The 21964-nt window shown below is 71.6% G+C and carries 22 protein-coding genes; 10 read left to right on the top strand and 12 right to left on the bottom strand.

Annotation, left to right across the window (positions count from 1 at the left end; translation table 11 throughout):
• From E0F75_RS31460 to E0F75_RS31440, 5 genes are all read right to left on the bottom strand, one after another.
• On the bottom strand, positions 1-233 hold a 233-nt coding region (locus tag E0F75_RS31460; protein WP_229314350.1), incomplete at its 3' end, for a DUF475 domain-containing protein.
• A gap of 28 nt (positions 234-261) precedes the next feature.
• A complete protein-coding gene (locus tag E0F75_RS31455; protein ID WP_073917692.1) occupies positions 262-837 on the bottom strand; it encodes a TerD family protein in 576 nt (191 codons plus the stop codon).
• Positions 838-921: 84 nt separating this feature from the next.
• The gene (locus tag E0F75_RS31450; protein WP_229314349.1) at positions 922-1497 is read right to left on the bottom strand and encodes a TerD family protein; all 576 of its coding nucleotides are present in this window, start codon (positions 1495-1497) and stop codon (positions 922-924) included.
• A 184-nt stretch (positions 1498-1681) separates the two neighbouring features.
• Positions 1682-2140, bottom strand: a complete 459-nt coding sequence (locus E0F75_RS31445) for a peroxiredoxin (RefSeq protein WP_229314348.1) — start codon at positions 2138-2140, stop codon at positions 1682-1684.
• Between the two features lie 162 nt (positions 2141-2302).
• Positions 2303-2725, bottom strand: coding sequence for a DUF3052 domain-containing protein (locus E0F75_RS31440; RefSeq protein ID WP_030321821.1), 423 nt, complete (start codon positions 2723-2725; stop codon positions 2303-2305).
• 419 nt (positions 2726-3144) lie between these two features.
• Between E0F75_RS31440 and aceE the strand changes: the two genes are divergently transcribed.
• Both aceE and E0F75_RS31430 read left to right on the top strand, forming a co-directional pair.
• Positions 3145-5877 carry a pyruvate dehydrogenase (acetyl-transferring), homodimeric type gene (gene aceE / locus E0F75_RS31435; RefSeq protein WP_229314347.1) on the top strand — a complete coding sequence of 911 codons (2733 nt, stop codon included), beginning with the start codon at positions 3145-3147 and terminating at the stop codon, positions 5875-5877.
• Between the two features lie 112 nt (positions 5878-5989).
• Complete coding sequence (locus E0F75_RS31430; protein WP_229314346.1) at positions 5990-6772, top strand: potassium channel family protein; 783 nt, start codon at positions 5990-5992, stop codon at positions 6770-6772.
• Here the strand turns inward: E0F75_RS31430 and E0F75_RS31425 are convergent.
• Together E0F75_RS31425 and E0F75_RS31420 are read right to left on the bottom strand one after the other, a co-directional pair.
• On the bottom strand, positions 6753-7127 hold the full coding sequence (locus tag E0F75_RS31425; RefSeq protein WP_229314345.1) for a peptidase inhibitor family I36 protein: 375 nt from the start codon (positions 7125-7127) through the stop codon (positions 6753-6755). The genes E0F75_RS31430 and E0F75_RS31425 overlap by 20 nt on opposite strands.
• Before the next feature lie 165 nt (positions 7128-7292).
• Positions 7293-8915: an MFS transporter gene (locus E0F75_RS31420; RefSeq protein ID WP_229314344.1), complete on the bottom strand. Its 1623-nt coding sequence runs from the start codon at positions 8913-8915 to the stop codon at positions 7293-7295.
• 117 nt (positions 8916-9032) lie between these two features.
• On the opposite strand from E0F75_RS31420, the gene E0F75_RS31415 reads away from it, so the two are divergent.
• From E0F75_RS31415 to E0F75_RS31385, 7 genes are all read left to right on the top strand, one after another.
• Positions 9033-9668: a TetR/AcrR family transcriptional regulator gene (locus E0F75_RS31415; protein ID WP_229314343.1), complete on the top strand. Its 636-nt coding sequence runs from the start codon at positions 9033-9035 to the stop codon at positions 9666-9668.
• Positions 9669-9725: 57 nt separating this feature from the next.
• On the top strand, positions 9726-10940 hold the full coding sequence (locus E0F75_RS31410; protein ID WP_229314342.1) for an alpha/beta hydrolase: 1215 nt from the start codon (positions 9726-9728) through the stop codon (positions 10938-10940).
• 74 nt (positions 10941-11014) lie between these two features.
• Complete coding sequence (locus tag E0F75_RS31405) at positions 11015-11902, top strand: DUF4429 domain-containing protein (RefSeq protein ID WP_229314341.1); 888 nt, start codon at positions 11015-11017, stop codon at positions 11900-11902.
• A gap of 180 nt (positions 11903-12082) precedes the next feature.
• The gene (locus E0F75_RS31400; protein WP_374115458.1) at positions 12083-13480 is read left to right on the top strand and encodes a sensor histidine kinase; all 1398 of its coding nucleotides are present in this window, start codon (positions 12083-12085) and stop codon (positions 13478-13480) included.
• Entirely contained in the window at positions 13477-14157 is a 681-nt protein-coding gene (locus E0F75_RS31395) for a response regulator transcription factor (RefSeq protein ID WP_229314340.1), read from the top strand. The genes E0F75_RS31400 and E0F75_RS31395 overlap by 4 nt, the downstream gene beginning before the upstream one ends.
• A 222-nt stretch (positions 14158-14379) precedes the next feature.
• Positions 14380-15453, top strand: a complete 1074-nt coding sequence (locus E0F75_RS31390) for an alpha/beta hydrolase (RefSeq protein WP_229314339.1) — start codon at positions 14380-14382, stop codon at positions 15451-15453.
• On the top strand, positions 15450-16667 hold the full coding sequence (locus E0F75_RS31385) for an acyltransferase (protein ID WP_229314338.1): 1218 nt from the start codon (positions 15450-15452) through the stop codon (positions 16665-16667). Before E0F75_RS31390 ends, E0F75_RS31385 begins: the two co-directional genes overlap by 4 nt.
• Positions 16668-16678: 11 nt before the next feature.
• On the opposite strand, the gene E0F75_RS31380 is transcribed toward E0F75_RS31385, so the two are convergent.
• Both E0F75_RS31380 and E0F75_RS31375 read right to left on the bottom strand, forming a co-directional pair.
• Positions 16679-17704 (bottom strand): aldo/keto reductase, encoded by a 1026-nt coding sequence (locus tag E0F75_RS31380; RefSeq protein ID WP_229314337.1) that lies wholly within the window; start codon positions 17702-17704, stop codon positions 16679-16681.
• Positions 17701-18141, bottom strand: coding sequence for a MerR family transcriptional regulator (locus E0F75_RS31375; protein WP_374115459.1), 441 nt, complete (start codon positions 18139-18141; stop codon positions 17701-17703). Before E0F75_RS31375 ends, E0F75_RS31380 begins: the two co-directional genes overlap by 4 nt.
• A gap of 61 nt (positions 18142-18202) precedes the next feature.
• Between E0F75_RS31375 and E0F75_RS31370 the strand changes: the two genes are divergently transcribed.
• Entirely contained in the window at positions 18203-19033 is an 831-nt protein-coding gene (locus tag E0F75_RS31370; protein WP_229314335.1) for a serine hydrolase, read from the top strand.
• Positions 19034-19040: 7 nt separating this feature from the next.
• Here E0F75_RS31370 and E0F75_RS31365 read toward each other — a convergent pair whose 3' ends face one another.
• Genes E0F75_RS31365 through E0F75_RS31355 form a run of 3 tightly spaced genes read right to left on the bottom strand, consistent with a single transcriptional unit; the run spans position 19041 to position 21963 of the window.
• Positions 19041-19718: a hypothetical protein gene (locus tag E0F75_RS31365; protein ID WP_229314334.1), complete on the bottom strand. Its 678-nt coding sequence runs from the start codon at positions 19716-19718 to the stop codon at positions 19041-19043.
• A complete protein-coding gene (locus E0F75_RS31360) occupies positions 19715-21274 on the bottom strand; it encodes a sensor histidine kinase (RefSeq protein WP_374115457.1) in 1560 nt (519 codons plus the stop codon). Before E0F75_RS31360 ends, E0F75_RS31365 begins: the two co-directional genes overlap by 4 nt.
• A complete protein-coding gene (locus E0F75_RS31355) occupies positions 21271-21963 on the bottom strand; it encodes a response regulator transcription factor (protein ID WP_229314333.1) in 693 nt (230 codons plus the stop codon). Before E0F75_RS31355 ends, E0F75_RS31360 begins: the two co-directional genes overlap by 4 nt.
• Position 21964: the final 1 nt, after the last annotated feature.

The raw sequence follows: 21964 nt of genomic DNA, 5'->3' as shown, positions 1-21964 counted from the left end.
CTCATGCCGAAGACGGCGATGAGCACACCGATGGTGAGGAAGATCTTCTGCCAGAAGGCATTCATCTTCTTCAGGATTCCGGCGTTGACCACTGCATTGTCGAAGGACAGCGAGATCTCGAGGACACACAGGATCGCGACGATCCCGAACGCCTCCCACCCCCCGTAGAGCACCGCTGCGACCAGGCCGAGCGCCGTGATGGCGAACGACCAGCCGAAGGTTTTCAGAACCACTGTTTGCCCCATCGTGAATTACACGGCTTTACGAAACGTTGACCCCGAAGTCTAGAGCGATGCCCCTCAGCCCGGACGCGTACCCCTGGCCGACCGCACGGAACTTCCATTCGCCGTTGTACCGGTAGAGCTCACCGAAGATCATCGCGGTCTCGGTGGAGGCGTCCTCGGAGAGGTCGTACCGGGCGAGTTCCTGGCCGTCCATCTGGTTCACGACGCGGATGAACGCGTTGCTGACCTGACCGAAGCTCTGGCTCCGATTGTCGGCGTCATGGATCGACACCGGGAAGACGATCTTGTCGCAGTGGGCCGGCACCTTGGAGAGGTCCACGATCAGGGACTCGTCGTCCCCGTCGCCCTCTCCGGTGAGGTTGTCGCCGGTGTGCTCGACCGAGCCCTCGGGGCTGCGCAGCTGGTTGTAGAACACGAAGTACTCGTCCCCGAGCACCCGTCCGGCCTGGCACAGCAGCGCGCTGGCGTCGAGGTCGAAGGGGGCTCCGGTGGTGGAGCGCGCGTCCCAGCCGAGCCCGACGAGGACCTGGGTGAGGTTGGGTGCGGCCTTGGAGAGGGAGACATTGCCTCCCTTGGCGAGCGTGACGCCCATGATTCGTTTCCTCCCCGGTGGTGATGAGGCACGTCCGGCGCCGCACGGGATGTGTGCGGCGCCGGACGGTTCGAACGGTTCGGCTCAGACTTGGACGCCGAAGTCCTGCGCGATACCGCGCAGGCCCGAGGCGTAGCCCTGGCCGACGGCGCGGAACTTCCACTCGTCGCCGTTGCGGTACAGCTCGCCGAAGACCATGGCGGTCTCGGTCGAGGCGTCCTCGGAGAGGTCGTACCGGGCGATCTCGGCGCCGCCGGCCTGGTTCACGACGCGGATGAACGCGTTGCGCACCTGGCCGAAGGACTGCTGGCGGTTCTCGGCGTCGTAGATCGACACCGGGAAGACGATCTTGGTGACGTCGGCCGGCACCGTGGCCAGGCTGACCTTGACCTGCTCGTCGTCGCCCTCGCCCTCGCCGGTGAGGTTGTCACCGGTGTGCTCGACGGAGCCGTCGGCGCTCTTCAGGTTGTTGAAGAACACGAAGTCCTGGTCGTTGCGGACCTTGCCCTCCGCGCTCACCAGGATGGCGCTGGCGTCGAGGTCGAAGTCCGTACCGGTGGTGGTCCGGACGTCCCAGCCCAGACCGACGGTCACGGCGGTGAGGCCAGGGGCCTCCTTGGTCAGCGAGACGTTGCCGCCCTTGCTGAGGCTGACTCCCACGAGTCCCTCCATGTGGTTTCAGGGGCAGCGCCCCCAGTCGTGCGTTGGCATCGGATCAACGAGTGGATCCTAGTGACGGGTTCCCGCTCGAAACAGTCGATTCGCCCGGTGAATCCAGGTGTCGGGTCCCGGAGGGCTTCCGGGTCGCGCCGCGGGCAGTCCCCGGCAGCATCCCCGGCCGAGGTCAGATCGCGTCGAGGGCCTTGACGTACTCGCCGAGGTCGCGCGCGTCCGGCAGGGCGTTCACGACGGTCCAGCGGACGACACCCTCCTTGTCGATGATGAAGGTGCCGCGCACCGCGCAGCCCTTCTCCTCGTCGAACACACCGTAGGCACGGGAGGCCTCGCCGTGCTTCCAGAAGTCGGAGAGCAGCGGGTACTCCAGGGACTCCTGCTCGGCGAAGACGCGCAGGGTGTGGATGGAGTCGTTGGAGACGGCGAGGAGCTGGGTGTCGTCGTTGACGAACGTCGGGAGGTTGTCGCGCAGCTCGCCGAGCTCACCCGCGCAGACGCCGGTGAAGGCGAAGGGGTAGAAGAGCAGCACCACGTTCTTCTCGCCGCGGAAGTCGGAGAGCCGGACGGTGCGCCCGTGGTTGTCCTTGAGCGCGAAATCCGGGGCCTCGGTGCCGACCTCGATCGCCATCGCTACGCATCCCTTCGGCGGGGCCCTGACCTTGGGCCGAATCGGTGAACCCCACCCTACGGCCTGTCCGTGCGAGCCCCCGCGAGGCCCGGCTGTCCGGCGGGCCCGCGCGCACGAAAGCCCCCGCCGGGGGACCGGCGGGGGCTTCTCGCAGCGTGGTGATCAGCGCTTGGGGGCGGTCAGGCGGGTGCCCGTCCAGTCCTTGGCGACACTGATGCTCTTGGTCTGGGAGAGACCAGCTGTCTGCGCGGCATCGTTGATGTCGCTCGGCTCGATGTAGCCGTCGCGGCCGGTCTTCGGCGTCAGCAGCCAGATGGTGCCGCCGTCCTCCAGAAGACCGATGGCGTCCACCAGGGCGTCGGTGAGATCGCCGTCCTCGTCGCGGAACCAGAGCACAACGGCGTCAGCGACGTCGTCGTAGTCCTCGTCCACGAGCTCGGCCCCGATGATGGACTCGATGCCTTCACGGAGATCGTGGTCGACGTCGTCGTCGTAGCCGATCTCCTGGACCACCTGTCCGGGCTCGAACCCCAGCCTGACGGCCGGGTTGGTCCGCTCCTCCGCGTGGTCCGCGGTCGCGCTCACGGCTTGCCTCCTGCTCATTCGGTAAATGCTTTGGCCGCGCGTGATGCGCGCGGCGCTGGCCGTAGTCCACACGTGCCGGGGTGGATCGCGCAAGTACCCGGCCGTGGAGACCGCCGAAACGGTGACGTTTGGGGCCGTCTCGCCGCAACTTCCGGCACCGTAGGGACCCCGCTCCGTGATCAGGCACACATGATTCATCCCGGTTTAAGGACTTCTGAGGTTTCAGTCTGCCGAACGCCCGGACGAAACGCATGCGCGGGTTGAGCGTAAGGTTGCGATTTGACCGCACTCAGACGCGTGGAGGACACCGCTGGGGGTTACCCCTCGGTAAATGTGACGTCTGGCGCACACGGGGTACACGATGGACATCCCGACCACTTCGTGGCCTCGTGGGCACCACCGAACAGCGAAGGAAGAGCGTGGCTCCCGGATCCGATCGCAACCCGATCATCATTGGCGGCCTTCCCAGCCAGGTCCCGGATTTCGACCCGGAAGAGACCCAGGAATGGCTCGACTCCCTCGACGCGGCCGTGGACGAGCGGGGCCGTGAGCGGGCCCGCTATCTCATGCTCCGACTGATCGAGCGGGCTCGCGAGAAGCGCGTGGCCGTGCCCGAGATGCGCAGCTCGGACTACGTCAACACGATCGCGACCAGGGACGAGCCCTTCTTCCCGGGCAACGAGGAGATCGAGCGCAAGGTCCTCAACGCCACCCGGTGGAACGCGGCCGTCATGGTCTCGCGCGCCCAGCGTCCGGGGATCGGCGTCGGCGGCCACATCGCGACCTTCGCCTCCTCGGCCTCGCTGTACGACGTCGGCTTCAACCACTTCTTCCGCGGCAAGGACGAGGGCGACGGCGGCGACCAGATCTTCTTCCAGGGGCACGCGTCGCCCGGCATCTACGCCCGCGCGTACCTCCTGGACCGGTTGAACGACACGCAGCTCGACGGCTTCCGCCAGGAGAAGTCGAAGTTCCCGAACGGGCTCTCGTCGTACCCGCACCCGCGGCTGATGCCGGACTTCTGGGAGTTCCCCACGGTGTCGATGGGCCTCGGCCCGCTCGGCGCGATCTACCAGGCCCGGATGAACCGGTACATGGAGGCGCGCGGGATCGCCGACACCTCCGCGTCGCACGTCTGGGCGTTCCTCGGCGACGGCGAGATGGACGAGGTCGAGTCGCTCGGCCAGCTGTCCATCGCCGCCCGTGAGGGCCTGGACAACCTCACCTTCGTCGTCAATTGCAACCTCCAGCGCCTCGACGGCCCGGTCCGCGGCAACGGCAAGATCATCCAGGAGCTGGAGTCGATCTTCCGGGGCAACGGCTGGAACGTCATCAAGCTGATCTGGGACCGCTCCTGGGACCCGCTGCTCGCGCAGGACCGCGACGGCATCCTGGTCAACAAGCTGAACACCACCCCGGACGGCCAGTTCCAGACGTACGCCACGGAGACCGGCGGCTACATCCGCGACCACTTCTTCGGCGACGACCACCGGCTGCGGGCGATGGTCGAGGGCATGAGCGACCAGCAGGTGCTGCACCTGGGCCGCGGCGGTCACGACCACAAGAAGATCTACGCGGCCTACGCGGCGGCGAAGGCGCACGCCGGCCAGCCGACGGTGATCCTCGCCCAGACCGTCAAGGGCTGGACGCTGGGCCCGAACTTCGAGGGCCGCAACGCGACCCACCAGATGAAGAAGCTGACGGTCGACGACCTGAAGCGCTTCCGCGACCGGCTGCACATCCCGGTGACCGACCGGCAGTTGGAGGACGGCCTGCCGCCGTACTACCACCCGGGCCGGAACTCCGAGGAGATCCAGTACATGCACGACCGCCGCAAGGCGCTGGGCGGGTACGTCCCCACCCGGGTCGTGCGGGCGAAGCCGCTGGTCCTCCCCGACGACAAGACCTACGCGGCCGCCAGGAAGGGCTCCGGGCAGCAGTCGATCGCCACCACGATGGCCTTCGTCCGCATCCTGAAGGACCTCATGCGGGACAAGGAGATCGGCAAGCGCTTCGTGCTGATCGCCCCCGACGAGTACCGCACCTTCGGCATGGACGCGTTCTTCCCGAGCGCCAAGATCTACAACCCGCTGGGCCAGCAGTACGAGGCGGTGGACCGCGAACTCCTGCTCGCCTACAAGGAGTCGCCGACCGGCCAGATGCTGCACGACGGCATCTCCGAGGCCGGCTGCACGGCCTCGCTGATCGCCGCCGGTTCGGCGTACGCCACGCACGGCGAGCCGCTGATCCCGGTGTACGTCTTCTACTCGATGTTCGGTTTCCAGCGGACCGGCGACCAGTTCTGGCAGATGGCCGACCAGCTGGCCCGTGGCTTCGTGCTCGGTGCCACCGCCGGCCGGACGACCCTGACCGGCGAGGGCCTCCAGCACGCGGACGGCCACTCCCACCTGCTCGCCTCGACCAACCCGGCCTGTATCGCCTACGACCCGGCGTACGGCTTCGAGATCGCGCACATCGTCAAGGACGGTCTGCGCCGCATGTACGGCTCCGAGGCCGAGGACGTCTTCTACTACCTGACCGTCTACAACGAGCCGATCCAGCACCCGGCCGAGCCGGCGGACGTGGACGTCGAGGGCATCCTCCAGGGCATCCACCGCTTCAAGCCGGCCGAGGCGGGCACCATCCCGGCGCAGATCATGGCCTCCGGTGTCGCCGTGCCGTGGGCGATCGAGGCGCAGCGGATCCTCGCCGAGGAGTGGAACGTCCGGGCCGACGTCTGGTCCGCGACCTCCTGGACCGAGCTGCGCCGCGAGGCCGTGGCCGTCGAGGAGCACAATCTGCTCCACCCGGACGAGGAGCAGCGCGTCCCGTATGTGACGCGCAAGCTCCGGGGCTCCGAGGGGCCGTTCGTGGCGGTCTCGGACTGGATGCGGGCGGTGCCGGACCAGATCTCCCGCTGGGTGCCGGGTCCCTACGGCTCGCTGGGCGCGGACGGCTTCGGCTTCGCGGACACGCGCGGCGCGGCCCGTCGCTACTTCCACATCGACGCCCCGTCGATCGTGCTGGCCGTGCTGACCGAGCTGGCCCGTGAGGGCAAGATCGAGCGCTCGGCCCTGAAGCAGGCGGTGGACCGCTACCAGCTGCTCGACGTGGCGGCCGCCGACCCGGGCGCCGCGGGCGGCGACGCCTGATCCGGCAGCCCTCGGGGAGCCCCCGGGCGGTTCTCCGGTAGCACAGCGCACCTGGTGAGGGGCGGTGGGACCTCGGTCTCGCCGCCCTTCGGCGTTCTCTACGATTCCCCGCATGAGGGATCGCTGGGAAGAACGCACACAGGCTCCGCTGCTCGTGCTGGCCGTGGCGTTCGGCGTCGCCTACGCCGTGCCGATCGTGGCTCCCGGCGCCACGCCCTGGGTGCACCGGCTGTGCACCCATGTCGAGTGGGCGGTCTGGGCGGCCTTCGCCCTCGACTATCTGGTCCGGCTGGCCCTCGCTCCGGCCCGCTGGGCCTTCGTCCGCTCCCACCCCCTCGATCTGCTCGCGGTCCTGCTGCCGATGGTCCAGCCGCTGCGGCTGCTGCGGGTCGTCTCCACCCTCCTCCTCGTGGGCCGGCGGGCCCGGATGGCCCCTCAGATAACGCTCACCACCTATGTGGCGGGCGCGGTCGTCGGGCTGATGATGTTCGGCTCGCTGGCCGTGCTGCACGTCGAGCGGGACGCCCCCAACGGCAACATCAAGACGCTCGGGGACGCGGTCTGGTGGTCGTTCACCACGATGACCACGGTCGGCTACGGCGACCACGCCCCCACCACGGGTCTCGGCCGGGTCCTCGCGGTGGGCCTGATGCTCTCGGGCATCGCCCTGCTCGGTGTCGTCACCGCCAACATCGCGGCCTGGTTCATCTCCCGCTTCGACCGCGACGACGCGGTGGAGCGCCGCCATACCGAGCTGCTTGAGGCACTGACCCGGGAGGTCCGCGAACTGCGCGCGGAGGTCGCCCGGCTGTCGGTACCGGCAGGAGCTGTACCGGCAGGAGCTCCCGGGCCGGAGCCCCAGGACGTCCCCGCGCCTACCGCTCCCAGATCTTGAACGCTCTGACCTCGTAGGGCGTCTGCGGCACCCAGGTCCCGCGCCCCGGGTAGGTCTCGAACTCCCCCGCCTCCGCACACTCGGCGGACTGATACGTCGTCACCGGCCGTCCCGTGCGGTTGGCGAGGGACTGGGCCGAGGTGCCCGGCGGCAGCGCGACACAGCTCTCGATGTCGGTCGTCGCCAGCTCGTGACTCTGCGCCCTGCCCTTGAAGTCGGGCTTGGGCCAGAGGCAGAGCCGCCCCGGCCCGCAGGCCCCCAAGGCGGTCCCGGACGGTACGGCCGCCGCCGGAACCGCGAGGAAGGCGGTCAGGACGGCCGCGACGACCAGTGCGGTCTTCGTATACACGTACATGCTGATGAACCCCCGTTTGGTCACTCTCCGTAACCAAAAGCATGGCGGAGGTCACCCCAAGACGGAAGAGGGGCCGCCCCCGTTCACGCGAACGGGTGACGGCCCCTCACGGGAACCCCGAAGGACGTCAGCCCACGGGGACCCCGCGGGACGCCGGACCGGACCTCAGATGTGACCGCCCATGCCGCCCGCCTCCGCGTTCTCGCCGCGCTTGGTGAGCGTGGCGACGAGGGCCGCGACGACGGCGACGACACCGGCGACGGTGAAGGCCAGGCCCATGCCGTCGAGGAAGGTGTCGTGGATGACACCGGTGATCCGCTGGAGGAGATCGGGGGTCATCCCCGGCGCCTGGGCCAGCTCCGGCGGGGCCATGCCGAACTCGGCGGCCTGCTCCAGCTGCGGGTTGACCGGGGCCGGGATGCCGGCGTCCTTCCAGTTGCCCTCGAAGGCGCCGGCGACCTTGGAGGACATGACGGCGCCGAGCACCGCCGTACCGAGCGCGCCACCGACCTGCATGGCGGCCTGCTGGAGACCGCCGGCCACGCCGGAGAGCTCCAGGGGCGCGTTGCCGACGATGACCTCGGTGGCACCGACCATGACCGGGGCGAGCCCGAGGCCGAGCAGGGCGAACCAGAGGGACATGACGAAGGTGCCGGTGCCGGCGGAGAGCGTGATCATGCCGAACATCGCGACGGCCGTGCAGACCATGCCGCCGACCAGCGGCACCCGCGGGCCGAACTTGGTGATCAGCGCGCCCGCGAGCGGCGAGGAGACGATCATCATCGCGGTCAGCGGAAGCAGGTGCAGACCGCTGTCGACCGGGCTGAGCCCCTTCACGCCCTGGAGGTAGAAGGTCACGAAGAACAGGCCGCCCATGAAGGCGAAGGCCATCAGGACCATCAGCACCACACCGGCCGAGAGCGGCACGGAGCGGAACATGGCCAGCGGGATGAGCGGCTCCTTGACCTTGGTCTCCCAGAAGGCGAAGACCGCGAAGAGCAGCACCGCGCCGAGCAGGCCGCCCCAGGTCTTTCCGCTCGACCAGCCCCAGGACTCACCCGCCTTGATGAGGCTCCAGACGAGGGAGGCCATGGCGCCGGAGAGCAGCAGGATGCCGAGGACGTCGAAGGAGCGCGGCGCGTTCTCCGCGCGGTGGTCCTTGAGGATGACCAGGCCGAGGACGAGCGCGACGATGCCGACCGGCACGTTGATGAAGAAGACGGACTGCCAGCTGACGTGCTCGACGAGCAGGCCGCCGACGATCGGGCCGCCCGCGGTGGACGCGCCGATGACCATGCCCCAGATGCCGATGGCCATGTTCAGCTTCTCGGCGGGGAAGGTGGCCCGCAGCAGGCCGAGCGCGGCCGGCATGAGCAGGGCGCCGAAGAGGCCCTGGAGGACACGGAAGGCGATCACGGCCCCGATGGAGTCGGAGAGGCCGATGGCGCCGGAGGCGAGGGCGAAGCCGGCGATGCCGATGAGGAAGGTCTGCCGGTGGCCGAAGCGGTCACCGAGCTTGCCGGCGGTGATCAGGGCGACGGCCAGCGCGAGCAGATAGCCGTTGGTGATCCACTGGACCTGGGCGAGGGAGGCGCCGAGGTCGGTCTTGATGGCGGGGTTGGCGATGGCGACGATCGTGCCGTCGAGCGCGACCATCATCACGCCGACCGCGACTCCGAACAGCGTCAACCACGGATGGCCACGCAGTCCCTTCGCCGGGGCCGGTACGGGCTCCCGGGCGTCCCCCTGACCCTGCGGGGCCTTTTCCACGGTGATCTGACTAGTCATGCGAAGGAGGCTAGTGACAGTCACTGACAATTGACAAAGCGATTCACGCGCCGGTAACTGTCACGTAGCTCACAGGTACGCTGAGCTGGACGAAATGCGCGAAAAGAGGACCCTGACGTGACCTTGCCCGGTCTGCGCGAGCGGAAGAAGCAACGTACGCGCGAGGCGCTGATCAAGGTGGCCCTCGAACTCTTCACCGCGCACGGCTACGAGCGGACGACCGTCGACGAGATCGTCGACACCGTCGAGGTCTCCCAGCGCACCTTCTTCCGCTACTTCTCCTCCAAGGAGGAGGTCGCCTTCGCCGTCCAGCAGATGGTGGAGGAGCGTTTCGTCGAGGCCCTCAGGCGGCGGCCCCCCGGCGAGGGCCCCTTCGACGCGATGCGCAACGCCGTGCTGTCCGGCTGGGACACCATCGGCGACGCCATCACCGAGGTCGTACCGCTGGAGCTGTATCTGCGCACCTTCCAGATGATCGAGTCGACACCCGCGCTGCTCGCCGTCCATCTGCGCCGCTCCACCGAGATGGAGGAGACCCTCGCCCGGATCATCGCCGAGCGGGAGGGCCTCGACGTCGACGCGGACCCGCGCCCGCGGATCGCGGTGGCGGCGTTCAGCGGTGTGATGCGCGTGACAGGGCAGATGTGGGGACGGGGCACGGACCAGAGCCTGGAGGCCATCCGCGCCCTCACCGAGCGGTATCTGGACCATCTGGCACCGGCCCTCGCACCCCGCTGGCGCGACCGGACGTAGCGCTGCGCGGTCGGCGGCGGTCGGGTCGTTCACCCACGACCCGTAGGGTGGCCGCCCGTGACCCCCGTCGAAGCCGACTCCCCCACGCTCGTCGTCCTGCGCACCCTGCTCGCGCTCGCCGTCGTGTTCGTGCTGCTCACGACCACGGGCTGGACGACGATCAAGCACCGTCCGGTGCCCGGTCCGTCCCGCGAGGCCGCGCTCGCCGCCTGGGCGCGCGACCGGATCGACCACCGCCCCCTGCCCGGACCGAACACCTCCGCCGGGGGCATAGCCGCGTTCTTCGCCCGGCTCGGCCACGCGCGCGCGGCCGGGCTCGCCGAACGGCATCCGCTCGTCGTCGGCAACCTCGACGGCGCCCCGGTCTCCCTGCGCTACCGCGCCAACCGGATCACCCTCGGCCGTGCGCTCACCGTCGAACAGGGCAGGATCCACGACACCCGGCTCTCCGCCGAGGGACGGCACGAGGCGCAGCGCCGCCTCGACCGCTTCGTCTCGCTGATGCGGCCCGACCGGCAGATCCTCGCCTTCGACCCGACCGGTACGGGGCGGACCGCCGAGGTCCTCGGGGACCTTGCGCGGGCCCGGCACGTCTCGGTGATCGTGCCCGGCGTCGACACCAACCTCCTCACCTTCCAGAAGACCCACGGCCGGTACGGGGCTCCCGCCGGCATGGCCCAGTCCCTGTACCGCGCCGAGCGGCAGGCCTCCCCCGGCGCCAGGGTCGCCGTGATCGCCTGGGCCGACTACACCGCGCCGGCCGGGGTCGGCGTCGACGCCATGACCGGTCGCCTCGCCGAGGGAGGCGCCGCACGGCTCGTCCGGCTGACCGAGGCACTGCCCGGCGACGCGCGCGTGGCGCTGTTCTGCCACAGCTACGGCTCCGTGCTCTGCGGGGTCGCCGCGCCCCGGCTGCCCGCCCGGGTGACGGACCTGGCCGTGGCCGGCAGCCCCGGGATGCGGGTGGAGCGGGCGGCGGAGCTCGGCACCCCCGCGCGCGTGTGGGCGATGCGGGACGCCGACGACTGGATCGCGAGCGTGCCGCACCTGGAGGTGGGCGGGGTCGGGCACGGAGCCGACCCGGTGGCCCCGGAGTTCGGCGCCCGGCTGCTCTCGGCGCGCGGCGCCGTCGGCCACAGCGGCTATTTCGAGCCGGGGACCGAGAGCCTCGGCAACTTCGCCGCGATAGGCGTCGGCTCCTACGGGGAGCTGGTCTGCGCACGTGCCGACAGCGCTTGCCACGGGGGAATATCCGGTACGGAAGGGCGCTGACGCGCGTAGATCACGTAATTTCCGGACCTTTCGCGGGGGCGACGCACGGGCACGCGCCGCTTACGATGAGGCGTATGGGTGATGTGCTGGCCGGAATTCATGCCACCTGGGAGTTCGAGAGCGACGCCCTCGTCATCCGCTTCGACCGGGGGAACCGTGCGCCAAGGCTCTTCGGCGTGCTGCGCGAACGACGTGTACCGCACGAGGCGCTGGCGTCCGTGACGCTCTCGCCCGGCAAGCGGGGCACGACCGTGCTGCACGCCGTGCCGAGACCGGGCGCAGATCCGCTGATGGAGGCGGCCGCGGGGCAGCTCTCGGAGAACTGCGACCCGTACCGCCTGGTGCTGCCGGCGGACCGGGAGACGCTCGCCGAGTACTACCGGGACGAGCTGCGGGCCGTGATCGGGCCCGGGACGGCGGGGGCGGCGTACTCCGACGACCCCCCGGACGGGGGCGACGTGACGCCCGCCGACCGTTTCCTCGTGGCGCCTCCGCAGGGTCCGCAGTCCTTCAAGGCCTACGACGGGAAGGCGAGCTTCGACGGGCAGTCGGAGGTCTCGTTCCGCTGGTCCTGGACGGGAGCGTCCTCCGAGAAGTGGAAGGCGGGTGACCAGTTCTTCCACGTACGGGATCTCTGCGGGGTCGAGTGGCGCTCGCCGGACGTCCTGGACGGGCATCTGCGGCTGGTTCCCCGGGGTGGCGAACCCCGCGCGCCCCAGCCGGACCGTGACCCCGCCTCCGTCGTGTTCGGCCTCGGGTACGGGCCGGTGCACCTGTCCCTCCCCTTCGCGGCGGCGGTCCTCGCGGCGATCAGGACCTCGGACCGCGTCCCGGCCCGTACGGCCGCCGCTCCCGGGGCCGTCGCTGAAAGGATTCGGCACCTGAGTGAACTGCACCAGGCGGGACTGGTGACGGACGAGGAGTTCTCGGCGAAGAAGGCGGAACTCCTCGCGGAGCTGTAGCCCGAGCCGGAGCAGCCGGAGCTGGGGCTGTGGCCGGAGCTACGGCCGGAGCTGCCGCCCAAGCTGTAGCAGGAGCCGCAGCCGGAGCCGCACCCCCGATGTCATACCCCGGTATCAGGACAGAGCCCGGTCCCCGGTATGACGTCGGGGACCGGGCCTCCTGCCTACCCTGAGCTGGTCATGGCTACCGAACCGCGGCACGAGCCGCCCACCCCCACCCTGCGGCAGCTCAGCACCCGGACACGCGAGATGTTCCAGGGGCTCGGGACCGCGCTCACCACACCCACCACCCCGGGGGCGCCCCTCCTCGCCGACGCCTCCTCGCGGTGGGTGCGCCTGCTGCCGTACGCCGTCGCCCTCGCGTTCGTCGCCTCGCTGCTCCCCACCACGGTCCACCTCCTCGCCGGGGACTACGGCGTCAACGGCGCGCTCGCCGGGGCCATCGGCACCGCCCAGACCGCGCCGCTGCTGCTCGCCGTCGCCCGTCCGCTCCAGGCCTGGTGGATCATCTTCGCCGCCGATGTGCTCGGCGCGGTCGTGCTGCTCGCCGCCGACGGACCGCGCGCCGAGCTCTGGCCCTGGACCCCGCCGATCGTCGTCGGCTACTGCGCGCTGATGATCGCGCTCGGCCTGCGCGAGACCCGCCGGGCGCTGTTCGGGGTGTGGCTGGCGACCGGCGTCGCCGGGTACGTCCTGGAGGTCTTCCGGCCCGCCGGGTACACCAGCGTCCACACCCTGCTCGTCGTCCTCAGCGGGGTGCTGCTCCTCCTCACCTCGGCGGTACGCGCGCGTGGCGACGCCCAGCGGCGGCTCGTCGAGCAGGAGACCATCAGCGAGGCCGAGCGCTCCCGCCGCACGCTCCTGGAGGAGCGGGCCAGGATCGCGCGCGAGCTGCACGACGTGGTGGCCCATCACATGTCGGTGATCACCGTGCAGGCCGACTCCGCCCCGTACCGCATCCCGGACCTCCCGGACGCGGCGCGCGAGGAGTTCACCTCGATCGCGTCGAGCGCGCGCGAGTCGCTGGCCGAGATGCGACGGTTGCTGTCCGTGCTGCGCAGTGACGGCAGCGAGGGCGAGCGGGCCCCGCAGCCGGGCCTCGACCGGGTCCAGCAGCTCGTCGAGGCGACCGTACGGGCCGGGGTGCCGGCCGAGCTGCGGCTCGCCGCCGACCTCGGCGACGTACCGCAGGCGGTGGACCTGTCCGCGTACCGGATCGTGCAGGAGGCCCTCGCGAACATCGTCCGGCACGCACCGGGGGCGTCGACCCGGGTGTCGATCCGGGCGGACGGCGGATGGCTGACGGTCCTGGTCGTCAACGGGCCCTCGACGGAGGCGGGTTCCGCGGTCGAACGCGGCGCCTCCGGCACCGGGCACGGGCTCGTCGGCATGCGGGAACGCGTACGGTTGACGGGCGGCTCGCTGGACACCGGGCCGCTGCCGGACGGCGGCTTCCGGGTCGCCGCACGGCTGCCGCTGACCCCGGACCCGGCCCCCGCCGTGGCGGCACCCCCGGCCCGGGACCCGGCGCCTGTCACGTCTCCGACCCCGCCCACGACCGCCAAGGACTCCGAGTGACCATCCGCGTGATCATCGTCGACGACCAGGCCATGGTGCGGGCCGGATTCGCCGCGCTGCTCGCCGCACAGCCCGACATCGACGTCGTGGGCGAGGCCCCGGACGGGCGGCAGGGCGTCGACGTGGCACGCTCGACACACCCGGACGTGGTCCTCATGGACGTCCGGATGCCGGAGCTGGACGGGCTCGCCGCCGCGCGGGAGATCCTCCACCCGCCGACCGGGGTCACCCACCGGCCGAAGGTCCTCATGCTGACCACCTTCGACGTGGACGACTACGTGTACGAGGCGCTGCGCGCCGGCGCGTCCGGCTTCCTCCTGAAGGACGCGCCGCCGGCGGACCTGATCGCGGCGGTGCGGGTGGTGGCGGCGGGCGAGGCCCTGCTCGCCCCGTCCGTGACCCGCCGGCTCATCGCCGACTTCGCCGCCTCCCGGCCCGCGCCGCGCAAGGACACCACGGCGCTGCGTCTGAACGGGCTCACCCCGCGCGAGACCGAGGTCCTCGAACTCATCGCCCGTGGCCTGTCCAACCAGGAGATCGCGGACCACCTCGTCCTCGCCGAGCAGACGGTGAAGACCCACATCGGCCGGGTCCTCGCCAAGCTGGACCTGCGCGACCGGGCGCAGGCGGTGGTCTTCGCGTACGAGTCGGGGCTCGTGACCCCGGGCACGTCCTGACGTCCGGGCAGCCGGGGCTCGTGACCCCGGGCACGTCCTGACGTCCCGGTAGCTGTCCCCCGGGGGAAAACCCCACCCCCCACCTGGTGTTGCCTGCTCCTCCTCCCCCTACCCCGGTATCAGACGGGAGTTGGCTCCCCGGTGTGACGTGCCGTCACCCGTCGTCTTCCTACCTTCCTCTCGCCAGCGAACGAGCGAGTACCGGAGAGGGAGGGCGACCCCATGCGCCGTATTTCGAGGACCCTGATCACCGCGGCCCTGGTGACCGCCGTGATCGGCGGGACGGCCGGCTGGGCGTCCGGTGACAGTCAGGAGGCCGTCACCGGGGCGCCGGTCGGTACGGCGGAGTGGCGGGCCGCCGGGCTGCCGGACCCGGAGCGGATGGACCCGGCCGGGGTGGCGCGGTTCTTCGCCGGCCTGAGCCCCGTACGGCAGCGGGAGCTGGCCCGGACGCACCCGACGGTCGTCGGGAACCTCGACGGGGCGCCGCTGGAGCTGCGGTACGAGGCCAACGCCCGCACCACGCGCGGGGCGTTCGGCGGGGCGCGGGTGCTGGCCCACGACACGCGCGGCCGGGGCCAGGTCGCCCTGGTGTACGGGGATCTGGCGCGGGCCGAGCACGTCGCGGTGATCGTGCCCGGCTCGGACGTCGACGCGGGCCACGTGCGGCCGCTCACCGAGATGGCGGCCTCGCTGCGGCGGGCCACCGGCGGGGACACGGCGGTCGTCGCCTGGGCCGGGTACACCACCCCGGTCGGCGTCGGTCTGGACGCGGCCACCGGCCGGCTCGCCGAGGCCGGGGCGGGCCGGCTCACCCGCTTCACGGACGGTCTCGCGGCCGTCGGGGCGCCCGAGCCGTCCCTGTTCTGCCACAGCTACGGCTCCGTGGTCTGCGGCCTCGCCGCCCGCGATCTGAAGGCCAAGGACCTGGTGGTCTTCGGCTCCCCCGGGATGCGCGCCGGGAACGTGAACGAGCTCGGCACCGCCGCCCGCGTCTGGGCGGCGAAGGATCCCACCGACTGGATCGACCGGATCCCGAACGTCGAGGTCGGGGACCTCGGGCACGGCGCCGACCCCACCGAACCGGCGTTCGGCGCCCGCCGGATCGCGGCGGACGACGCGGCCGGCCACGGCGGCTACTTCGCGCCGGGCACCTCCTCCCTCCGCACCTTCGCCGCGATCGCCGACGGCTCCGCCGGCACCGCCGACGGCATCCGCACCACCGACGGCTCCGTCCGCAGCACCGACGGCATCCGCACCGCCGCCGACGCCCGCGCCGAGGGAGACGTCCGATGAGCGCCCTCGCGACCATGGCCCGCCGCACGACCCGGAAGATCGAGTCGGGCACCCCCGCCCACCGCGACCGGGCGATCGACGGGCTGCGCGCCCTGGCCCTGCTGGCCGTGCCCACCGGGCACTGGCTGCTCGGCGGCTTCACGCTCTCCTCCGACGGGGCCATCCACAACGCCAGCCCGCTGGGTACGTTCGCGGGGCTCGCGCCGGTCAGCTGGGTCCTCCAGATGCTGGGGATCTTCTTCCTGGTCGGCGGCTACGCCTCCGTCCTCTCGTACCGGCGCAGGAAGGGCTCCACGCGCGCGTGGCTCGGTGGCCGGCTCGCTCGGCTCGGCCGCCCGGTCCTCGGTGTCACCGCCGTCTGGGCGGTGCTGCTGCCCGTGCTGCACTTCGGGTTCGACGTGCCCGTGGACACCCTGCGGACCGCGTCCACGCTGGTGATCCAGCCGCTGTGGTTCGTCGGGGTGTACACGGTGGTCACCGCGCTCACCCCGCTGTGCGTCCGGGTGGCCCGCCGCCTCGGGGTGTGGGCCGCGGCCCCGCTGCTCGGCTCGGTGGCCGTCGTCGACTTCCTGCGGTACGGCCCGTACGCCGACGCCGTACCGTCCTGGCTCAGCCTCCTCAACATCCTGCCCGGCTGGCTCTTCGCGTATCAGCTCGGCGTCTCCTGGGGCGAGGGCCGGGTCACCCGGCGGCACGCCTGGGGGCTGCTGATCGGCGGGGCCGCGCTCTTCGCCGCCCTGCTGCTCGCCTTCGGCTACCCGGCCTCGATGGTCGGCGTCCCCGGCGAGGCCCGCACCAACTCCCACCCCCCGTCGCTGCTCGTCCTCGCCCTGGCCGCCACGCAGAGCGGCGCCGCGATCCTGCTCAGGGACCGGCTCGGCAGGCTCCTGAAGCGGCCCGCGCTGTGGGCGCCGGTCGTGGTCGTCAACCTCTCGGCGATGACGATCCTGTGCTGGCACCAGACGGCGATGCTCAGCGCGGCGATCCCCGCCTCGTATCTCGGGGAGGTCCCGGGTCTGGTCGGCGGGCCGGACTCGGTCGGCTGGATCCTGGCACGGCTGGCGTGGATGCCGGTCTTCGCCGGACTGCTCGTCCTGATCGGGCGGTACGCGCGCGGGTTCGAGTCGCCGTGGGCGAGGACCGGCCCGGGCCGGCGCACCCTCGCGGGGCTGCTGGCGGCGGGGTTCGCGGCCTTCGCCCTGGGGCTCGTGTGACGCGCGGTCCCTCAGACCTCGCGCGACACCGCCGTGAAGCGCATGTCCGGGTAGCGGTCGCCCGCCACCAGACCGGCGATCGGCTCGAGTTCGGCGAGTTCGGCCCCGGTGAGGGTGATGCGGGTGGCGGCGGCGTTCTCCTCCAGGCGGGAGCGCTTGCGGGTGCCGGGGATCGGGACGACCGTCAGGCCGTGCACGGAGGCCCGCTGCTGCACCCAGGCGAGGGCGATCTGCGCGGGGGTGGCGCCGTGCGCGGCGGCGATCTTGCGGACCGGGTCGAGCAGGGCGGCGTTCCGTTCCGCGTTCTCGCCGGTGAACCGGGGCTGGTGCCGGCGGAAGTCGTCGCCCGCCAGGTCCTTGGTGGCGTCGGCGAAGGATCCGGTGAGGAAGCCTCGGCCGAGCGGCGAGTACGGCACGACGGTGACGCCGAGTTCGGCGGCGGCGCCGACGGCGCTGCGCTCCACGTCCCGGGAGAAGAGCGACCACTCCGACTGGAGGGCGGCGATCGGGTGGACGGCGTGGGCCTCGCGCAGTTCGGGCCCGGTGACCTCGCTGAGGCCGAGGTACTTGACCTTGCCCTCCCGGACGAGTTCGGCCATCGCGCCGACGGACTCGGCGAGCGGGACCTCCGGGTCGCGGCGGTGCATGTAGTAGAGGTCGATGGCCTCGATGCCGAGGCGGCTCAGGCTGCCCTCGACGGCGGTCCTGATGTACGCGGGGTCGTTGCGGATCCCCCGGTAGGAGGGGTCGTCGGCGCGCCGTTCGAGGGCGAACTTGGTGGCGAGGGTGACCTCGTCGCGGTGGGCGGCGAGGAACGGGGCGAGGAACCGCTCGTTGGCGCCGTTGCCGTAGGCGTCGGCGGTGTCGATCAGGGTGACGCCGGCCTCCAGGGCCGCGTCGAGGGTGTCGCGGGCGGCGGCCTCGTCGGTGTCGCCGTAGAACTCGCTGATGCCCATGGCGCCGAAGCCCTGGACGCCGATCCCGGGTCCGTCCTGGCCGCCGAGCCGTATGGTGTCGATCCTGGTCACGTTGGTCATGAAGATGTGCCTCCGCATGCGGTCCCGTAATGACTGATCTTGATGTCGAGCACGGCGAGCGTGTCCTGGAGTTCGGTGATCCGGGAGAGCACGTCACGTCGGGTGGTCTCCAGGAGTTCCCGCCGTTCGTCGCGGGTGTGGTCTCCCTCGCGGACGAGCTCCGCGTACCGGACCATGTCGGCGACCGGCATCCCGGTCAGCCGCAGCTTGCCGACGAAGGCGAGCCAGCCCAGGTCCCGCTCCGTGAAGCGGCGCTGGCCGGTGTGCGAGCGGTCGACGTGCGACATGAGTCCGATCCGCTCGTACCAGCGCAGGGTGTGGGCGGTGAGCCCGGTCAGGGCCGCGACCTCGCTGATCGTGTAGTACGCCCGGGGGATCCGGGTACCGCTGGTGCCTGTGCTCGTATTCGTGTCTGTCGTCGTGCTCATGCTCGCCATCACGCTCATGACCCCCACGCTAAAACGTTGGAGTGCACTCCAAGCAAGTAGGCTCGGCCCCATGCAGAGCAGCGTGCCGAGCCTGGCGTCGATCGAGAACTGGCCCGTCCCCACCGCGGCGGCCGCCGTGGTCCGCGCGGACGGCACCACGGCCGGGTCGTACGGCCCCACCGGGCAGCGCTTCCCGCTCGCCTCCGTCACCAAGCCGCTCGCGGCGTACGCCGTCCTCGTCGCGTACGAGGAGGGGGCGATCGACCTCGACGAGCCGGCCGGTCCCGAGGGCGCGACCGTACGCCATCTCCTCGCCCACACCTCGGGGCTCGCGTTCGACGAGAACCGGGTCATGGCCGCGCCGGGCACCCGCCGGATCTACTCCAACACCGGTTTCGAGGCCCTCGGCGACCATCTCGCCAAGGCGACCGACATCCCCTTCGCCGAGTACCTGCACCAGGCGGTCCTGGAGCCGCTGGGCATGACGTCGACGACGCTGGAGGGCTCGCCGGCCAAGGACGGCGTCTCGACCGTCGACGACCTGGTGCGGTTCGCCGCCGAGGTGCAGGCGCCGCGGCTGCTCGACCCGCGCACCGTCCTGGACGCGATGAGCGTCGCGTACCCCGGTCTGACCGGCATCCTCCCCGGTTACGGGCACCAGCGGCCGAACGACTGGGGCCTCGGCTTCGAGATCCGCGACGGCAAGTCCCCGCACTGGACGGGCGCCACGTCCTCACCCCGTGCCTTCGGGCACTTCGGGCAGTCCGGCACGTTCCTGTGGATCGACCCGGACGCGCGTGCCGCGTGCGTGGCGCTGACCGACCGGCCCTTCGGGGCGTGGGCGGTCGAGGCCTGGCCGCCGTTCACCGACGCGGTCCTCGCCGACCTGCGGACGGCCTGAGCCGCGGCTACCCGTCGCAGCGGGCGGTGGGCAGGATCCCGTCCGGGCCGCTGAGCGACACCTCGACCAGGCCGGCCGGGTGCTCCGCGTAGGCGGTCGTGCAGACCAGCTGGCGGACGGCCGCCTCCGACAGCTTCTTGACGGGGAAGGGCGTCCGGACCCAGATCAGCCGACGCGCCGGGGTCCCCTTCGAGTCCTGCAGCACGGTCACCCCCTTCGCCGCGGGCAGGACGGTGGTGATGCCCGCCGCCCTCTCGTTCTCCCTGGGGCCGGCGAGGAGCATGGCGAGGATCTTGTCGGTGACGATCCCGCCGCGGTTCAGGTCGTCGCGGGATATCTCGTAGCCGGGACCGAACACGTCGGTCGGGACGTGTTCTGCCGAGTCGCCCGACGGGGGGGCGGTGTCCGGAAAGGGCAGGCCGAGATCTCGGGCCACCGGCATCGACCGGCCGTCGGGGCCGACGAAGTAGAGCACGATCCGTTCCTCGGGCAGCGGCGGCCCGACATGGAGCGTCGCCGCCCCGCCCGCCTCGACGACGTCGGTCTTCTGTATGCCGCAGCCGGCCAGCGCGGGCGGCGCCAGCAGGGCGAGCAGGGCGACGGCGGCCGCACTACGGCGCTTCGCGGCTCCACCGGCTCCACCCGCCCGGCGGCGGTGTACGGGAGTGGCTTCCGGGCCGTTCACAGCGGCATCCGCACGGTGAAGACGGCCCCGCCCTCGGGGTCGTTGGCGGCCGTGACCGTGCCTCCGTGGAGCCGTACGTTCTCCAGGGTGATCGCGAGGCCGAGGCCGCTGCCCGCCGAGCGGGTACGGGCCCGGTCCGCCTTGTAGAAGCGGTCGAACACGTGCGGCAGGACGTCCGGGTGGATACCGGGGCCCCGGTCGGCGACCTCCGTCACCAGCTGCTCCCCCTCCGCCCAGAGCCGGACCGTCACCGGCGCCCCGCCGTGCCGCAGCGCGTTCCCGACGAGGTTGGCGACGACCACGTCGAAGCGGCGCGGGTCGAGCCGGGCCCTGATCCCCTCCGTGAGGTACGGGACGACCTGCGCCGGATCGGTCCAGTACCGGTGCTGGAGGGTCTTGCGGACGCAGTCGGCTGCGTCGACCTCGTCGGTGTGCAGCTCGGCGGCGCGGGCGTCGAAGCGGGAGATCTCCATGAGGTCTTCGACGAGAACGGCGAGCTTCCCGGTTTCGGCGCTGATCAGACGGACGGCGCGGGCGGTGTCGCTGTCGAGGCTCCCGGCGTCCTCGTCGAGGACCTCCGTGACGGCGAGCATCCCGGCGAGCGGGGTGCGGAGTTCGTGCGAGACGTCGGAGGCGAAGCGGCGGGCGCGGGCCTCGGCGTTGCGGAGTTCCGTGACGGAACGTTCCAGCTCGGCGGCGGACTCGTTGAACGTCCGGGCGAGGTCGGCGAGTTCGTCGCTGCCCTTGGCGTGGATACGGGTGTCGAGCCGGCCGCGGCCCATGCTGTGGGCCGCGTGGCGCAGCTCCCGTACGGGCCGGAGCACGCCGCGCGCGGCGATCAGGGCGGGGATCAGGGCGACCGCGAGCGCGGGCAGGGCGCCGTCGCGGGCGGCCGCGACCATCGCCTCGACGTTCGCCTCCTCCTCGTCGAGTTCCATGACGGCGTAGAACACGAGACCGGTGCGCTGCGGGGGGCCGTCGGGCGAGCGGGCCAGGAAGACGGCGGGAACGGCGATCGTGAGGTACGGGGTGCCGTTCTTGACCACCCGCTGGAAACTGCCGTGCGGGACGGCCTCGTCGTCGGCGGCGCGGGCCCTCAGCTCCGGGGTGATGACGGAGGAGGTGGGCCGGTCGGTGGAGGAGAGGCGGAGGGTGCCGTACTCGGCGTACACGCGCCAGGCGCGGGGCTTGCCCTGGCGGGCGACGAGCATGAGCGAGTCCCGCAGGCTCTCCGCGTTGACGGGCAGTTCGGTGCCGAGGGCGTCGATCTGCTCGCGGAAGGCGGAGACGGCGGTGTCCTGGGTCTGCTCCAGGATGGCGTTGCGGGCGGCCCGGTAGGTGAGCGCGGCGGTGGTGCCGCAGCCGACGGCGGCGACGAGCAGGAAGGCGAGGACGAGCCGGGTGCGGAGCCCGAAGGGGTGCGGCCGCAGCCGCGGGCTCCGGCCCCCGCGCCGGGACGCGCGCCCGCGCCCCGTCGTTCCGTGACCGTCATGACCGGCGTGGCCGCCGGGCCCCTCGTCCCCGGTGTCCTCGTCCGGGGTGACGCAGGCCTTCACTGCGGTCCCAGCGGACCGAAGCGGTAGCCGAAGCCGCGCAGGGTCTGGATGTAGCGGGGGTCGCCCGGGGTGTCCTCGATCTTGTTCCGCAGCCGGCGGACGCAGGCGTCGACCAGCCGGGCGTCCCCGTGGTAGCTGTGCTCCCAGACGTGTTCGAGGAGCTGCTGCCGGCTGAAGACCTGCTCGGGCGCGGCCGTGAGATGGAGCAGCAGCTTCAGCTCGGAGGGGGCGAGGGCGATCCGCTCGCCCGCCTTGGCGACGGTGAGACCGGCCCGGTCGATGGCCAGCTCCCCGTGGAACTCGACGGCGGCCCGGCCGCCGGCCGGCTCCTCGATGCGGCGCAGCACGGCCCGTATCCGCGCCTCGATGACCTCGGTACGGGCGGGCTTGACGATGTAGTCGTCGGCGCCGGCCTCCAGACCGATGACGACGTCGAAGTCGTCGCCGCGGGCGGTCAGCATGATGATCGGCAGCTGGCTGCTCTCGCGGACCCGGCGGCAGACCTGCACGCCGTTGATGCCGGGCAGCATGAGGTCGAGCAGCAGCAGATCCGGCCGGAACTCCACGAGCGCGTCGAGCCCGGCCTCCCCGGTGGCGGCGGTGCGCACCTCGTGCCCGCGGCGCCGGAGCCCGAGCTCGACGCCTTCGCGGACGGAGGGGTCGTCTTCTATCAGGAGCACGCGGGGCATC

The organism is Streptomyces sp. CB02980 (assembly GCF_014451325.2).
GTDB lineage: Bacteria > Actinomycetota > Actinomycetes > Streptomycetales > Streptomycetaceae > Streptomyces.
Note: the sequence above shows the minus strand (reverse complement) of the source record. Positions and strands in the feature narration are given on the sequence as shown.

Coding starts and splice junctions, on each gene's coding strand:
- E0F75_RS31420 (WP_229314344.1), bottom strand. CDS start 8,915: ATGACTAGTCAGATCACCGTGGAAAAGGCCCCGCAGGGTCAGGGGGAC.
- E0F75_RS31370 (WP_229314335.1), top strand. CDS start 18,203: ATGCAGAGCAGCGTGCCGAGCCTGGCGTCGATCGAGAACTGGCCCGTC.
- E0F75_RS31390 (WP_229314339.1), top strand. CDS start 14,380: ATGCGCCGTATTTCGAGGACCCTGATCACCGCGGCCCTGGTGACCGCC.
- E0F75_RS31405 (WP_229314341.1), top strand. CDS start 11,015: ATGGGTGATGTGCTGGCCGGAATTCATGCCACCTGGGAGTTCGAGAGC.
- E0F75_RS31400 (WP_374115458.1), top strand. CDS start 12,083: ATGGCTACCGAACCGCGGCACGAGCCGCCCACCCCCACCCTGCGGCAG.
- E0F75_RS31430 (WP_229314346.1), top strand. CDS start 5,990: ATGAGGGATCGCTGGGAAGAACGCACACAGGCTCCGCTGCTCGTGCTG.
- E0F75_RS31355 (WP_229314333.1), bottom strand. CDS start 21,963: ATGCCCCGCGTGCTCCTGATAGAAGACGACCCCTCCGTCCGCGAAGGC.
- E0F75_RS31455 (WP_073917692.1), bottom strand. CDS start 837: ATGGGCGTCACGCTCGCCAAGGGAGGCAATGTCTCCCTCTCCAAGGCC.
- E0F75_RS31380 (WP_229314337.1), bottom strand. CDS start 17,704: ATGACCAACGTGACCAGGATCGACACCATACGGCTCGGCGGCCAGGAC.
- E0F75_RS31445 (WP_229314348.1), bottom strand. CDS start 2,140: ATGGCGATCGAGGTCGGCACCGAGGCCCCGGATTTCGCGCTCAAGGAC.
- E0F75_RS31425 (WP_229314345.1), bottom strand. CDS start 7,127: ATGTACGTGTATACGAAGACCGCACTGGTCGTCGCGGCCGTCCTGACC.
- E0F75_RS31385 (WP_229314338.1), top strand. CDS start 15,450: ATGAGCGCCCTCGCGACCATGGCCCGCCGCACGACCCGGAAGATCGAG.
- E0F75_RS31375 (WP_374115459.1), bottom strand. CDS start 18,141: ATGGCGAGCATGAGCACGACGACAGACACGAATACGAGCACAGGCACC.